This is a genomic window from Bilifractor sp. LCP19S3_H10 (assembly GCF_052119185.1).
In the GTDB taxonomy this organism is placed as follows: domain Bacteria; phylum Bacillota; class Clostridia; order Lachnospirales; family Lachnospiraceae; genus Bilifractor.
On the sequence record NZ_JBQKFT010000008.1, the window covers coordinates 22491 to 37077 of the forward strand.

The 14587-nt window shown below is 40.8% G+C and carries 21 protein-coding genes; all 21 read right to left on the reverse strand.

The window, feature by feature from the left end; translation table 11 throughout:
- Positions 1 to 21: 21 nt before the first annotated feature.
- The 21 genes from ACTQZS_RS07950 to ACTQZS_RS08050 all read right to left on the reverse strand — a co-directional run bounded on the left by ACTQZS_RS07950 (position 22) and on the right by ACTQZS_RS08050 (position 14376).
- Positions 22 to 411, reverse strand: a complete 390-nt coding sequence (locus ACTQZS_RS07950; RefSeq protein ID WP_441475334.1) for a toxin-antitoxin system HicB family antitoxin — start codon at positions 409 to 411, stop codon at positions 22 to 24.
- Positions 398 to 652, reverse strand: coding sequence for a type II toxin-antitoxin system HicA family toxin (locus tag ACTQZS_RS07955; RefSeq protein WP_441475335.1), 255 nt, complete (start codon positions 650 to 652; stop codon positions 398 to 400). Before ACTQZS_RS07955 ends, ACTQZS_RS07950 begins: the two co-directional genes overlap by 14 nt.
- Positions 653 to 699: 47 nt before the next feature.
- Positions 700 to 1644 (reverse strand): ArdC-like ssDNA-binding domain-containing protein, encoded by a 945-nt coding sequence (locus ACTQZS_RS07960; protein WP_441475336.1) that lies wholly within the window; start codon positions 1642 to 1644, stop codon positions 700 to 702.
- Positions 1645 to 1699: 55 nt separating this feature from the next.
- A complete protein-coding gene (locus tag ACTQZS_RS07965; protein ID WP_441475337.1) occupies positions 1700 to 1990 on the reverse strand; it encodes a hypothetical protein in 291 nt (96 codons plus the stop codon).
- 93 nt (positions 1991 to 2083) lie between these two features.
- Positions 2084 to 2647, reverse strand: coding sequence for a DUF5688 family protein (locus tag ACTQZS_RS07970; protein ID WP_441475338.1), 564 nt, complete (start codon positions 2645 to 2647; stop codon positions 2084 to 2086).
- 30 nt (positions 2648 to 2677) lie between these two features.
- The gene (locus ACTQZS_RS07975) at positions 2678 to 3031 is read right to left on the reverse strand and encodes a hypothetical protein (protein WP_441475339.1); all 354 of its coding nucleotides are present in this window, start codon (positions 3029 to 3031) and stop codon (positions 2678 to 2680) included.
- Between the two features lie 21 nt (positions 3032 to 3052).
- Positions 3053 to 3661, reverse strand: a complete 609-nt coding sequence (locus ACTQZS_RS07980) for a hypothetical protein (protein WP_441475340.1) — start codon at positions 3659 to 3661, stop codon at positions 3053 to 3055.
- A 19-nt stretch (positions 3662 to 3680) separates the two neighbouring features.
- Positions 3681 to 4409 (reverse strand): hypothetical protein, encoded by a 729-nt coding sequence (locus ACTQZS_RS07985; protein WP_441475341.1) that lies wholly within the window; start codon positions 4407 to 4409, stop codon positions 3681 to 3683.
- Between the two features lie 144 nt (positions 4410 to 4553).
- Positions 4554 to 4970 carry a hypothetical protein gene (locus ACTQZS_RS07990; protein ID WP_441475342.1) on the reverse strand — a complete coding sequence of 139 codons (417 nt, stop codon included), beginning with the start codon at positions 4968 to 4970 and terminating at the stop codon, positions 4554 to 4556.
- Positions 4971 to 4987: 17 nt separating this feature from the next.
- A complete protein-coding gene (locus ACTQZS_RS07995; RefSeq protein WP_441475343.1) occupies positions 4988 to 5341 on the reverse strand; it encodes a hypothetical protein in 354 nt (117 codons plus the stop codon).
- A gap of 275 nt (positions 5342 to 5616) precedes the next feature.
- On the reverse strand, positions 5617 to 6363 hold the full coding sequence (locus ACTQZS_RS08000; RefSeq protein ID WP_441475344.1) for an Rpn family recombination-promoting nuclease/putative transposase: 747 nt from the start codon (positions 6361 to 6363) through the stop codon (positions 5617 to 5619).
- A 209-nt stretch (positions 6364 to 6572) separates the two neighbouring features.
- Entirely contained in the window at positions 6573 to 6719 is a 147-nt protein-coding gene (locus tag ACTQZS_RS08005; RefSeq protein ID WP_441475345.1) for a hypothetical protein, read from the reverse strand.
- Positions 6720 to 6992: 273 nt separating this feature from the next.
- Positions 6993 to 7592, reverse strand: a complete 600-nt coding sequence (locus ACTQZS_RS08010) for a hypothetical protein (RefSeq protein WP_441475346.1) — start codon at positions 7590 to 7592, stop codon at positions 6993 to 6995.
- Positions 7593 to 7724: 132 nt separating this feature from the next.
- Positions 7725 to 8279, reverse strand: a complete 555-nt coding sequence (locus ACTQZS_RS08015) for a hypothetical protein (RefSeq protein WP_441475347.1) — start codon at positions 8277 to 8279, stop codon at positions 7725 to 7727.
- A gap of 54 nt (positions 8280 to 8333) precedes the next feature.
- Positions 8334 to 9062, reverse strand: coding sequence for a phosphoadenosine phosphosulfate reductase (locus tag ACTQZS_RS08020; protein WP_441475348.1), 729 nt, complete (start codon positions 9060 to 9062; stop codon positions 8334 to 8336).
- A gap of 177 nt (positions 9063 to 9239) precedes the next feature.
- On the reverse strand, positions 9240 to 9797 hold the full coding sequence (locus ACTQZS_RS08025) for a hypothetical protein (protein ID WP_441475349.1): 558 nt from the start codon (positions 9795 to 9797) through the stop codon (positions 9240 to 9242).
- 61 nt (positions 9798 to 9858) lie between these two features.
- Positions 9859 to 10161: a hypothetical protein gene (locus ACTQZS_RS08030; RefSeq protein ID WP_441475350.1), complete on the reverse strand. Its 303-nt coding sequence runs from the start codon at positions 10159 to 10161 to the stop codon at positions 9859 to 9861.
- Between the two features lie 71 nt (positions 10162 to 10232).
- The gene (locus ACTQZS_RS08035; RefSeq protein WP_441475351.1) at positions 10233 to 10511 is read right to left on the reverse strand and encodes a hypothetical protein; all 279 of its coding nucleotides are present in this window, start codon (positions 10509 to 10511) and stop codon (positions 10233 to 10235) included.
- Between the two features lie 334 nt (positions 10512 to 10845).
- Positions 10846 to 11463 (reverse strand): hypothetical protein, encoded by a 618-nt coding sequence (locus tag ACTQZS_RS08040; protein ID WP_441475352.1) that lies wholly within the window; start codon positions 11461 to 11463, stop codon positions 10846 to 10848.
- Positions 11464 to 11467: 4 nt separating this feature from the next.
- Positions 11468 to 12622 (reverse strand): ComEC/Rec2 family competence protein, encoded by a 1155-nt coding sequence (locus ACTQZS_RS08045; protein WP_441475353.1) that lies wholly within the window; start codon positions 12620 to 12622, stop codon positions 11468 to 11470.
- A gap of 527 nt (positions 12623 to 13149) precedes the next feature.
- Positions 13150 to 14376 (reverse strand): IS110 family transposase, encoded by a 1227-nt coding sequence (locus ACTQZS_RS08050; protein WP_441475354.1) that lies wholly within the window; start codon positions 14374 to 14376, stop codon positions 13150 to 13152.
- Positions 14377 to 14587: the final 211 nt, after the last annotated feature.

Below are 14587 nucleotides of genomic sequence, written 5' to 3' on the forward strand. Positions count from 1 at the left end.
TTAGGTAATGTTAATCCTGCATCAGGTTGCAGAGTTTGATTTCAAATCTTTCCTGTCTTCATAGGCGTCATATTTTGTAAGTAGATATATACAGTATTGATTTAAACTAATATGCTCTCTTTTTGCGTGCATTGCCAAAGAGCGATGTAAGCTTTTGGGCATTCGCAAACGATATTGTCCGGAATATTGTTGTTCTGTTTCAGGTTCTGGAATGGGATTACCTATTTCGATCGATGCCAAAAGCCATTCTCTTTTTGCATCTTCAGCATTGTCTATAATACCCTCTAACGTTTCAGATGTTGTTAGGCATCCGGGTAACTCCGGAAAAGATGCTACATAGCCTCCCTCATAGGGATCCTTTATTATTTCTAGCCTATATGGTAATTTCAAATAATCTTCAATAGTCTTCATTATCATTTTCCTCCCGCAAGATAGCATCACGTACCATTTCTACGTAGATTCTTTTAATAGGATCGTGCTTTGGAATAGTGATTACTGGAAACCCATTTTTCCGAAAAGTATAATGACTGCTGCCCTTTCGTGGTCCCTTGCAAACATATCCATAGGAAAGAAGAACTTTTTGCAATTCTGTAAAACGCAAATCATTGTTAAGATCCAAAATTCTTCTAATTAATTTGTCCCACTGAGACATATTACCTCCCATCCAATATAATATGTTATCATATGCGGCGTCAATATTTATCCGGCATTGTCTTGATTTTTTTCGCTTGTCTCGTACATTGCCTGATCAAGCTTCTCAATCAAAGTATTAGATACCGCACTGATATTGGATAAAACACCTTTTAAGAAATTTGCATCTTTATTTTCCGCCCAAGATGCAAGATATCCGAAGGAATATTCGCTTGTATCAATTCCGAGATGTCTACAAAGAATGAAGGCCGTACTCTCTGCCTCACATTCCCTTTGCTCTTTTTCTTTATGCTCTCCCTCTTTACCTGAATGGAGGTAGCTATGCGCTATCTCATGTAGTAAAGTCTTAAGTTTCTGCATTTCAGATAGATCTGACCGTACTACAATGCAATCCCGCGTAACTGAATAGTATCCAAATGCCCCTGTTTCAAAGTGCAAATCCTGCTCCTTATCTTTAAAAAAGATCGGGCATCGTGTAATCTTTTCCGCAAGTTGAATATATTTTGAGGATAATTCCTCGTCTCCAACTAACGGACTGGTTAATTGGGGGATCGGATCTCCGGATGTTTGTTTTACATCAAACACATGGCCAATCCGGAAAGCCATTTTTTTAATTTCCTTTTTCTCCGTCTTCTCATCCCCATTTTCATCGAAAACGGGATTCCCATTCTGATCCTTTAATTTTTCCTGCATATGTACCTTATACGGAGTCGGAACAAAAATCATGATTCCTTTTTCGCCCTTATTCACCGTACGGCCCATTTTTTTCCAATTCTGATAACCAGCAACCATGCTGGCGTCAGGTCTCTGATGAAAAATAAGGATTGTATTGTTTATTGAATACTTATGAAATTTCGATACAAAGCAGAGATAATTCTTCCACTTCTCAGATTGGAAGAAACGTGGTACTTCTTCTTCGATGATTTTGATTCCCTCGTTAACCTGCTCCGCTCTTTTACGAGCCGCTGCCTCTTTATTAAATTTGTATGCCATAAATTTCTCCTTTTCAAAAAAGCGGATACTCGTATCGAATATCCGCTTTAGTAATCTAAATTTTTTTGTCTATAGTAAATGAGTAATAATCATCGGACTTCGGGTCGTTACTAACTCGTTTATATAGCCTAATTTCTCTTTTTCCATCAGAAGCTTTTTTCGATTCCTGGATGCAATGATCTAAGGTATCGTTTAATGCAAAATGTATGTTTTTTTCAAATATGGGCGATGCCGGAACATAGCACATCGAAGAATCCTCGAATACAGTCCCCCATACTACCATATATTTCTCCTCACCCGTTTCCGGGTTCCTTTCGTTAGGAATAATCCCATAGAAGTGCTGCATTAACTATCCTCCTCACCAGCAAATTTTTTGCCAGACTCCGATAAAACCAACACGGAGAAACGCATGTATGTATTTCCCCGTGATTGCTTTATATTAAAACTTTACAAAATATGCCTGATCACTCAGAAATTCTTCTGGAGTAAGATCGGCCTTATTTACGCTTTTAACCAAATCATTCAATAAATGTCTGTCTCCTACTTTTTCCGGATGCGGAACAAGCAGCATTTCGTCTATGGAAGAAGGAAGCACAGCGATTTCTCGCGTGTTGTGTTCGTCTGCAAATTTTTTCAAAACCGTCCGGAAAAAAGCAGTGGAAGCTCCTTTAAAATGCTCTATATTCGTTATGATATAGAGATTTTCTTCGTCTCCCATAGTAGATCCAGAGAGCGCTTCCGTAATTGGAAGTATGCGTACTTCCTTACACGTATTAAAGGAAGCTATTTCCCATGCATCTTCCAGAAGAAGATGCATTTTATTAAGAACATGACGGATTACATCTGCGTTATAGAGAGATGCATACCCTTTTTCTAAATTTTTTCGGAAAAACAAATATCCCCGGATACCTTCATACTCACTCTCTCTCGTGAGCAGATCCTTTGTATTTCTTTCTGATGTTGCTCCGATGAACAAATCAGACGTAGATAAAGAAATAGCCATAATTTTGACCTCCTTATTTTAAAATAAAATTCAGGCTTCAATTTCCTCATACGCATAGCCATATTTCTTGGCCCACGGAATCATATATGTTTCCATACACCATGCCCACATGGATTGTGCGACATGATCTTCTTTTTTTGTTTTTCTTTTAACTTCCAAGATGCATATTTTTGCACCGGCATTGGATGATGAAAATGATCGCAGACCATTTTCAACTTTCTCCGGACATACAGAAAAATAATACCCTCTTGGTTCGTTTGTAAAATTGAAGTAATTGATACCTCCCTGTGAGTAGTAAATTTCTACACGCAGGATATTGGATCTCTTGTCATTCTTACTATCTGTAATATGAAAAGTTTTTTCTTGTATTACTGATCTACTCATTATTTTCTTCCTTTCACCCGACTAGTGTTTCTCCATCCATAGAGCAATTTCTTCCCTGATTGCGGATTCATTATCGATAATTATACGCAGTGATGGATTGCGTATAATTACATGATCTTTTCCCTTACGCGCTATTTCCCGGTCTAATTCATCCAACTCTGGCGTTAACCTTCTACGCAAAAGATCTTTGATTTTCTGAAGCTCCTTTTGTGCAGCCCTAGTACGTCCATTGGAAAGATTTTCCGCATAGGTTTTCTGCAGTGTCTGAAAGTCCATATAGGATAAATCTGCCATGTAGTAGAACTGAAAAAAATTTGGACATAGATTACACATATCATTTGTTTGTGCATCACTGTCACATGGCGTCAAGGATGTTCGGATACAGACTCCTTCCGTCTTTTCGCGAATAATCAGATTTTTTCCGAGAGCTTCCTGGATCTGATGAATATCTTTTTTTACATCCAGGTGTCTGTCATTGATAAAGAGCTTTATATTATCGCTTAGGTCACTCCCCATGACTCCTATTGGAGTCAGATCATCGACTGCGATTTCACGGATGATTTTTTCGGAAAATGCAATATTTTCCTGCTCAATTTGACTTTCGGTAGTTTCGGTAGTGCCAGTAATCATTGATCTGTTCTCCTTTCCTTCAAATGAAGTCTTTTATACTCATCCCGGGTGCATCCCAAGGATTTCCCGGGCCGTAGTCTCTTGCCGTGGAAGAGGTATAATGTTCGTCTTTCTCCGGCTCATCACTATTAATATTCCGATATACATATATGCGAATGGGGTAATCCGCATTACCGAATCGCAAATCAAAAAGCAGATAAATATCAGGATTATCTTTTACACGAAGAATAAATCTCTTTTTGTCTTCGCTCCTGAAAGAACGCATATCCTCTTCCATCTTCCAATTGACGCCACGGGGCCAGAAAATACAGATGGCCCTTTTCAATTCCATAACGTCTGTATATTCCTCTTCATCTAAGGGGAATTTACACTCATCGTTGCTGATAAAAGTGCTGTTCCAATGTTTAGCTCTAAAGTAGAGCCTGTGGTAACCGAGCAACACCTTACCAGGGATACTCCTGAGATCAATCTGATCCACCTTTTCAAACAGATCAGATATATTATTTTTCCGCGTCCAATCCCACGTGACGCGTTCGGGGTAAAAACGAACGTCTCCATCTCTCATTTCTATATCCGGTTCGCCGTCAATATTGTTGTTGAGGGCAGAACAAAGTTTTGGATTTCTATCTGACATTGGATCAACATCTTTCCATAATTTCATGTTCTGATCTTCATATACCGGCCGATCCCAGGAATCAAAGCCAATGAATGTCAAATGGTAGATATGATTTTTACTTTTCTCTTTCATGATTTTCCCTTTCATTAAAAAAATAACAGAGCAAAATAATTTGCTCTGTTCAATATAATTTCCAATATTATAATGACTGTATAACGGCTCTGACTTTTTCTTCGAGAGCCGTTAAGTGCTCAAGCACTCTTTTGGATTCCCGATTTACCGATACTTGCTGGGCAAATGCATCGCATTCCGGCTCCTCTGCAAGTTCGACAATTTTTTTTCGCTTGTCTTTTGTCTCTCTGTCCACGAATCTTTGCAATCCTGGATACAAGTCAAAAGACAATCTAGCTCAGCGGAATTGAAGATTTGTTTTTTTAAAACATTAATCTCCATTTTCTCCAATTCAGCTTCTTTGCTTAATCTATTAGCAATTTTTTTAAAATATTCTTTATCTTTTGCCTCTTTCTCCGCAACCTGTTTCAAACTGCAGAGAGAATCGTTTTTGATATTATCCTCGGCCACATCAAAGCAGCCTTCGAAAGCAGCGGCGAGGTAACTGTTCTCACCGAGACTTCCGACAATAGTTTTTATCTTTTTCAGAGCCTTTTCTTCTTCACTTTTTGTGCTGATCACGGGCATATGCCTCCTTATTAAATAATACGTTGCGGATAATAAGATCCGCTTTCACAATTATAGTGATATGCGACAAGCGGAATTCCGTTCATGGCACAGAACCGAACAACTTCTAATGCCACTACCGTGAGGCCGGTGATATACAGGTGAAGCTCTGTGCTGCACTCGTAATGTGCCGCATCCTCCTCGATCCCATTGAGGCTCGGACCGTATTCGGTTACACGAATATCAGTCCCTAACTTATCCACCAAGGAAGCACATACTGCCTTGCGGATTCCCTGGATGTCAGTGACATCCTCAACTGAATGGAGGACATAATCTTCAACAGGCATTTCATGTCTTCCTTCCACCAATCCTAATACAATTTTCATTTCGACTCCTTTCCTTATCCGTAATTACGGATAGAACAAACATCATTACTTACATCATCACTTATCGTAACTTTATTCAAATCAGTCTTACGGGACTGGTATTCCGTTGAATTTTTCCTTAAAAAAAGAGCCGATCAGCATCCGCTCATCGACTCAGAAGAAAGGAGAAATCCAAACAACTTACATATGTATAAATATATTATATATTTTTGATGGCACTTTGTAAAGATTAGTGCAAAAAAAAGGAGCAGATTTCTCCGCTCCTTTGTGATATCTCATTTTAAATGAAAGCCGGCTACTAATGCTCTGTTGCGAAAATCCTCCGCATCTTTTATACCATACGGTTGCGCCGCTGTCACTGCCTGATCTACGGTTAATATACAATCAGAAGCCAGACGATACAGCATAATCAATCCGCCTTCTTTTATTCCTTCTTTCTTGCCTTCTCTTATTCCTTCCTGTAACCCGGAAGCTCTCCCTCTGTCCTCTAATCTCTGAGCTACATCACACATCGTATGCACCTCCTGAAAATTTTTTTCATAACATATGTCATGGTATCTATCATCGCCGGTTACTTCTGTGAGAAGCCACAGGACATCTTCTACATGTTCGATAACCTGTTCATCGCCTGGTGTATAATCAGGATCTTTTCGTTTGCCTGCAAAGAAATTCGCGACAATTCGAAAATCCCCGTGAAAACGATTGATTTCTTTTTCTGACAAAAATGCCACCTCGCAGATGTTCGCCCTAGCATCATTAAGATATGGGGTCATCTCTATCGGGTAGGGCTTGTCTGCAAGAAGTTCCTTTATGCTCTTTGGCGATTGCCAATGCTCATCTCCAAAGTATAATACCAGTGTGACGACAGGAAAGACATCTATATCGCCATTTTTCAGCATATCCCGATAGGAAGCGCCTTCGTAACCCATTACACGCAGCGGCATATACTTATCAATCTTTGTCTGGTTTTCCAACCCGCACAGAGCGATCCGAATGCCATTTTTCTTCCATATTTTAGCCACGTCCCGTTCCTGGCTTCGGATGCTACCGCTGCCGATAGAGCGGTACATCGACTCCAGTTTTGTGTTTTGAAGTTCCTCCGGCCGGATTACGGGTCTGCCTTCAAAAACAATGCCATTCACAATGTCTGCGAACACGTCATTGTATTCCTCCAGCATTTTTTCTGTCAAATCTTTTCCCTTTCCCATTTTTCACTCCTATTTTCACTCTATCACCTTTCGAACATTATAGCAAGAAATATGGTAGCAGCTATTGCTATCCTCTCCCATAACGCTTTTTCCCTAACTTTCGGACGTGTCCTTATCATGAGCCGAGCCACATCCTCCATTAGATGTGCAAAAGTCTCTGATCCCATCATAGTCTTTGCATCCTAAGCACGGATTTCCAAAGGTACAGAGTAGACAGTCACTTTCTTCACATATATCACACGGGTACATTGCTCAACCTCTCTGGCAAGAATTGATTTTTTCAAATTCGAATATACCAATTTCCCTGATATAAGACTTCGCACAACGAAGCCCTCTGCGCCACTTATGACCACAAATGTACTGGCGCAAATAATATGCGCCTTCCATTTTAACAACCTCCCAAGTTTTTTGGGGATTGTATCTATCCTTATAAAATGTCCGTATTACCATTTATTTTCCTCCTGCTTAGTAGAATCACTATGATAATCGAGATCAATCTCTTCCACTTTGCCCACATCGGAATTCTCAAAAATTCCGTCTGTGAGCTGGCCGTCAAGCTCGCTTGCGCACTCTCGGCGTGTGTTGCGAGTGATTTTGACAATGGAATACTGATTCGTTCCCGTTTTATCCGAATTTAAAACGGTTATTATACGGGTTCCTTCATACTTGTTACTGAAATTATAAGTATGTGACTCGCGAAAGGACTCGCGCTGCTGCTGTCCCTCTCTTCCGTAGACTTTCCATGCGCGAGTGTACGGACCTTTTTTTTCTTTTGTTCTCATTTCTTTTGTTCTCATATTGATGGCGATAAACTGAAGGCGTTCTGTTATATCTTCGAACAGGATTGCCTTAAATTCATCTGTGATTTGTTTACACAGACGTTCCAGGTTCTCCTGTGTTACTGGAATGGCGGCATTTTCCAGAATGCCTTCAAGGTCTTCCTGGCACCATTTAATGTTAATGTTGTCCAAGGCTCTTGCAATCACATCCGGTTGATCGTCAACTTTGGATTTCGTTGGAATCTTGCATTCCTGAATTATCATCTTGCATCCTTTCTGCCCGTCTTTTCGGGCATAATAATTAGATTCCCTATTTTTTCTCCGGATCATCTTTATCCGAATCATCTGTTATTTAATAATATGAATGTTTAATATTTTTTCCGGTTCCGTGCGAGTTCAGCCGAAGGTCTGCGCAGAGGAAGGATAACAATATTTTTCTCGGCATTCTTTCGCAGCCTTCTGTACAAATTCATTTGTTTTAAATGCTGGTATTGTTAAATATGTTTCATCGATTTTGTGCCCTCTTATAAGGGGACACGGAAGATCGTCATATATACTACCCTCTTTTAACATGAATCCTATTTCCGGGATGCTGTGCATCCGGTTAACATCTATTCCCTGATAAACCCGCATTGCTTCATCCAGGCTTTTAATATTTTCACGGTAATATCCTTTGCTGTGAAATTCACCGCACTCTGCAACATAGAACGTTATTGGTTCCACAACTTTCTTTTTAAGAACTATTTGTCGATCATTAATTTCGATGATCGACTTCATAGCCTCATAATTCGTAATCATACCAGCTTGGCAGATCCTTTTAATGTGAGAAGTTTCATCAATCTTTTTCTGCCACAATTTTTTTATATCTGGTTCCTGATCCTTCATAATTTTTTTATAAGTATTGATCTGATCGTTTGCGAATTCTAAAACATATCTTTTGATTAATCTCATGATTATTCCTCCATACGAAAGCCCACGGACAAAATGTCTGTGGGCAATAAACATTTATTTCTCTTTTTCCAGATAGCTTAGATAGCAGATGATTCCGCAGTCCTGCGAAATTTCCTGCTCCATTCTACCGGCTTTCGGGTCCAGCTCGTCAAGGAACACACCGTTTATACAGCTGTTTCCAACTTCTCTTTCCAGTAGTGCTCTCTTCTGAAATACTTCCGGAAAGTCTTGCCGGATTTTATTCCAGTATCCCATGCCGCCCTTTACACAGCCTATACAATTATTGTTTTGATAGCCCATGTCATACATAACAGGACGGCGCAGGCCGAGGCGGTCTGCAAACGCATGAGCATCCTGCTTTGTAAAACCTTTGTCAATCAGGGGGAATTGGTGTTTAAATTCAGGAAAGTTCTTAATAATACTTTTGGCTCTCCTTTTTTCTGTCACATCCATTCCCCATACATAGGTCAGGTCGTACTCCGGATGTTGGTTTTCCCATTTTTTCCGGACAGCCTTTTTCAGCATCCCAGTACAGGGAGCTCCATATGGTGTATTCACACAACGATACTTGCGTATGACATCTTCCACGGATGCAAACCTTTCTGATCGAAGAAACGTAATTTTCTTCTTCAGGAATTTTTCACAGTCATGAATGAAACGCACGCTGTCCGGATGTTGATCTGCGATGTCAATATAGATAAACTCGTCAACATCCCCCGCAAGGTATCCTGCCACGAAGCTGCTTATGCCGGCAGAAAGCCAGCATACTTTGTATTTTTTCATAACACCACGCTACGAATCCGTTGCGTGGATAATGTGGAAATCGGCTTGGATGCATTATTAAGTGCTTAATTAGGCACAGCCACTTGTCTACATTTTGCCTGACGATTATCCCATACTAATCTCGTCAGAACCCTGGTTTACCAGGGATTCGTTATTCCTTTCTTCTTCTGTATTCCATCAGTCTTCCTCTGCATATTTCCTGGCAATATGCGCGATTCTTTCACCGCTGCCATATTTCCAATATGGGCCAATGTAATCAAGTTCTTTTTTTGATAATGCGACAATAATTGTAGAAGATCCCATCGGAACATCATGCGATGATTCACGACAGATCAACACTTTTTTCCCTCTTGAGACTTTACACGGCACAATCTGCGTATCATAGTCTCGAAGGAAGCATTCCTCTCGTGTTGCGGCTATGTAATAACCGCTTGAGCCGTCCCATCGGCATCCATACGCCATGACAAGATATCCCGGAGCTGTCCGCAGTAAAGAGCTTAATACGGCTTCTTTTCTGTCAGTGATCGGAAAATTCCAGTCTACGGCTTCACTTGGAATATCCAGTTTCCAGTTTTGAATATCTTCTCCTAACACTTCGATTTCATCATCTTCTTCGCAGCAATCATACTTTAATCGCAGATATTCCTTGGTATCGGGATCACCAATACCACTGAGATTTACGAAGTATGATGTGTATAACATATGTACGTCCACATCAAAATTTAAATTTTTCATATCATTTTTCTCCTATAAAAAAGGGCAGAGAAAAAACTCTGCCCTTAACTCCATATAGATTTTATTGATCATGCTTTTCCTGATGTAAAAGCACTCCACTTACGATTGCAAATGCGATCGGAAGGGCAAGAATAGCTTGAATTCCAGAATCAAGTTTTATACCGAATACCGCGCTTATATACAGCGTCAGCGCAATTAAAATTGCGCCAACAAGAATCGAAAAAAAGATTATGCCAATAGGCTTGGCAGTATCTTCGAATTTGTACCTTATTAATGAGATTATGAGCGCCATTGTAAAACCGATATTAATTACGGCTACTATTAAATAATAAATATTGAAAATAAGCATATAAAGATTACTCATTACACAATCCCCTTTCGATGAAATGATTTGAACGTATTTATTAAATTTCGTGAATAATTGATTCATCTGAGTTAAACCGGCTTTTTACGCCGTTGAACATAATCATCTCTAACCCTCCTTTTTCTTTTTGATTCCCGACGATACTTTTTCATTAAATCAATCATCGTTGAAAATGAAAAAGTAGAATCTAAGAATGTTAAAACACCGATAATCAAACAGAGATTATCGGTAATATGTGTTTTGGAGTACATGATGAAGTACAAAACACATCCTAGTAAGACAATATAAGCCACTATACCTTCTACGGCTTCCATTATAATCTTTCTTATTATCATCCTACGTTTATTCATAGTACGGCCCCTCCATCGGGCCAGATCACAGCATATCGCTGTCGTAACGGCCCATGGGGTCAACTATAGTAACATCTATTTCAAACAGGTTATACCTGATAATTTTTATACAAAAAAAGAGCCGATGAATAACTCATCGACTCAAATTATTTTATAACACATCTATAATTTTATTATACATTATTCTATGAACATTTCAAGAGCAATACTCAAATCCAATTTTCTAATTTTAATTCTGGTACGCACTCGAACTCTTTGATGTTGTTCGTCACAATTGTCAGAGGGGGAGGTCAAGAATCCTCGACTATCTGCCGGGGCGCCACACAAAATTATATCACTCAGATGTTGCGCTCACCGAACCATCCCATACATTCACCCACATATAGTCGCAGTTTTCCGAAGCATATACTGCATCATCTTTAGTATATCCTTCTTCTACAAGGGCATTAATTAAATCTTCTTGTGAATAATATGGATTGGACTCCATGATCTGATTTGCCGCTTTCACATTTTGTGGCACATCGTCACCTACTGCTGCAGTGTTCTGCTGCGTGACAGCCGAATTTGGTTCTGCAGATTCATTTCTTTCAATAGTTTCTGCAGCTTTCGTCACGGTAGGTGTAGGCGAGGTCATTTCCTTGTCTACTTCCGCATTCGATGCTGTCTTTGTTGGTTTCGGTGCGGGAGTCGTTTTCTCATCCTCATGAGCCTTTGTTGATTCAGGTTTTTTTACCGCAATCGATTTATCCGGACCGGATGAACTGTCAACAATTGCAGAATATACCGATTCCTCCTCCAACGAAGAGGATGATTCAATGCTCGACTCTGGTTTTACAGAAAGATCCACATTGCTCTCACTTTTGGACGCTGCTGGTGATCCGCATCCGCTGAATATTGAAATGCCTGAGATGGCGATGATTGCAATCTGTGATATGAATTTCGCTTTACCCATAATTCTATTTCCTCCAATTAACAATTTCGATCTTTGCACCATCTGTTTTACAGATCAGGTTTTGTGAGTCAGGAAGTTTATCCATCCGATAAATGGTTCCTCCGGCATTTTGTACATTTGTAATCATGTCGGTACTGATCTGCTTTTCATCTGCACTCTGATCAATCACAACGTATTTCGGATTGGCTTCCGCATAAAATTTTTCAGAATAACCGCTGTCGGATCCGTGATCGCTGCTGTACAAGACATCTGTTTTCAAATCATAGCCCTGCTGATTTGCCCATGATAATGCAGTGACAAATTCATCAGAAGAAGCATTTCCGGCAAATAGAAAGGATTTCTCATTTGTTCCAAGAGAAAAAATCATCGTTTCGTCTTCCGAGCGATTGATGTTATCCTCCGGAGCAAGAACCGACAGGGTACTTTCCCCAAACGCATACTGCTCTCCCCTTGAAGCAAAAGAAAGGTTGGTTCGCTTCTGTCTGGCTGCTTTTAACGCAAGTTTATAAAGATCGGATTTTGCGTCCGTATACTTCAGCGTAATCAGTGTTTTTACAGACAGCTGATTAATAATATCATCTGCATTTCCACATACATCCTCAGATGGACCGGTCAAGACCAGATAATCCAGCACAGAAATATTCTCAGAGGCCAGATATGCCATGATGTAGTCATAATCTTCCTGCATTCCCGTATCGATCAGCATGGTATCATCACCTGATTTTGCGAACGTGCAGTTGCCGTTTTTAGTGTGCAGATATGTAACTGTGAGGGTCGGTTTTTTTATCGGATCGTCCGCTATCATGGTGATAGTAGATGAAGTAAGTGGCTGCTCTGAAAATGTTTCGTCCCTGCTCGCACTTAAGATTCCTTCCCCATCTTCTGTTTCTCTTGCGGATTTTGAACTGCTGGTCTGGAAGTCCGCATTAAACAGGTTGTGATTGAATTTCGACCGACAGGAAATGATGGCAATCGGAAAAACAACAAGTGCGCCAATGGTTACGACAATGAGTCTACCGTTGCTTTTCTTTCCGGCTTTTTTAAATTTTGCATCTATTTTTTTAGCGCCGGGGGAGTTTTTGATACCTTCTGCTTCATTTTTTACCTCTTTTATTGCGTCAGTTATTTTTTTCTTGGCTTTCTCTCTGCTGTTTTTCAACGTACCACCTATATATAAATAATTTGTATGTATAATATAATATTATACTATTTATTAAATCCAAAAGCCATAAAATGTCAACTCTTTGTGATTAACACGTCTGATTTTTTGTATAAAAAGCAAATCAGATAACGAATAAACTACTTGTCTGGTCAAATATTAAAACCGCTAATGCGTGCGTCAGACCAAAACAGGCCATTTTTTTGCTCGTATTTTCTTTTTTTTCACCAAATTTAAGTAAAAATAGCGTTGTCTGACTTGTCGGTAAGATTTGATATATGTTAGAATGTTATGTATAACAATAACAATGTATAACATACGAATAACACATCTTCTTGACAGCAGAATATCCGCGCGTTACTCTAAGGAGAAGAAGATAGAAAGCACATAACTTCGATTCCTGAGATAGCCTGCTAATAAAAAGTCAAGCAGTAAATAAAGAAAATCGTGGAGGGTGAAAATGGGCATAAGAAACCTGGCCGTATTCATTCAGACGGCCTCAGATCTGCACTATGGATAGCATTAACTCAGTCCTCTGAATCAGAGGCAGGAAGATTGCGGATGCACTCCTTTACTTTACCGTAGTAGACACGGAGGAACTTGTTCGCTCCAGCGGTCATATATACGAGATATGGTTTTCCTTCGGCTTTCTTCTTGAACAGGAACTGACTGACCGGATCGTCATCGCGGGGGCCGAGCTGGAGCATCGCCTCCATAACCTGGAACAACGCTTTCCGAAGCCGTGCAGAGCCGCATTTCGATGCGTGACCACTCTTGTGAACGACTTCACCGGAATCATTCTTTCCGGGATCCACGCCGGCGTAAGCCGTCAACGCTTCCCGATGGTTGAATCGGCTGATGTCTCCGATCTCGGCCATGATCTGCGGGCCGAGACTTGGACCTACGCCATACATGGAACGAACGGTCTGATACTCCGGGAGCGAGGATGCGAGTTCATCCATCTTCCGGCGGAGTTCTTCGACATGCTTTGACATAAGGTTCAGCTGGGAGATACTGTCCCGGATCATCTCTTTGTAGACCGGATCCTTTGGAACAGTCGGAACCAGCTCCTTTGCCTGGGCGTAAAGCTTTTCCGGACGGGCAGGCTGGTAATCATAACCGTGATGTTTACAGAAGTTTTGATAACGTTCCGTGAACACCTTCGGGCCGGAATCCAGGACGCAGTCTACATGCCAGAAGGAATTGGCATAGTCGACCCATTTCTCGCTCCCATCAGGGCGCACAGGGCTTGTAAAGAGCTTATTTACGCCAGGATAGGTCATGTCAAGAAGGGTAATCAGGTTGGTCTTGGCAGCCGTTTTCTGCTTCATGAAGAAGGCAAACTGTGAATTGAGGGTTTTCAGTTCTGTACGCGTAGTATCCATGACTGAATACTCACGCAGGGACGCCCAGTTGTCAAGGGTGTAGCGGGCAATTTTTTTAGCATCGGCGGGATCGGTCTTGACCTTGCGGAGCGTGTTGTTTCCGTAGTTTCGGATCAGGTGTGGATTTACCGTTGAGACAAAGAGACCTGCTTTTGACAGAGCATTACGGATCGGCTCGTGATAACGCCCTGTACTCTCCATTACGACTCTCGTTTCACCATTGAGTGAGCCGAGATAGCGGGCGAGATCACGAAGATCTGAGGACTTGTGGGACACGTCAAAAGGCTTATGAATCATGACACCGCCTGGCTGCAGGACAGCGACCGTGCTTCTGCCTTTTGATACATCAATACCTACTGCGTTCAACATAACTGATACCTCCAAACTTAAGATGTGCATTGGATGGCCAGTTTTCTCACTGCCGGTTCAATCTCCTGGGGTATCACACGAACGCGATGAAACTTATAAACATCGGTTCAACCTGCATAAACCGAACGGCTGAGAATGAGGATGGCTGGCTGACAGGCTATCGTACGGACGCAGACAACTTGTGTCTGGCCCAAGGAGGAATCCGTCAGAT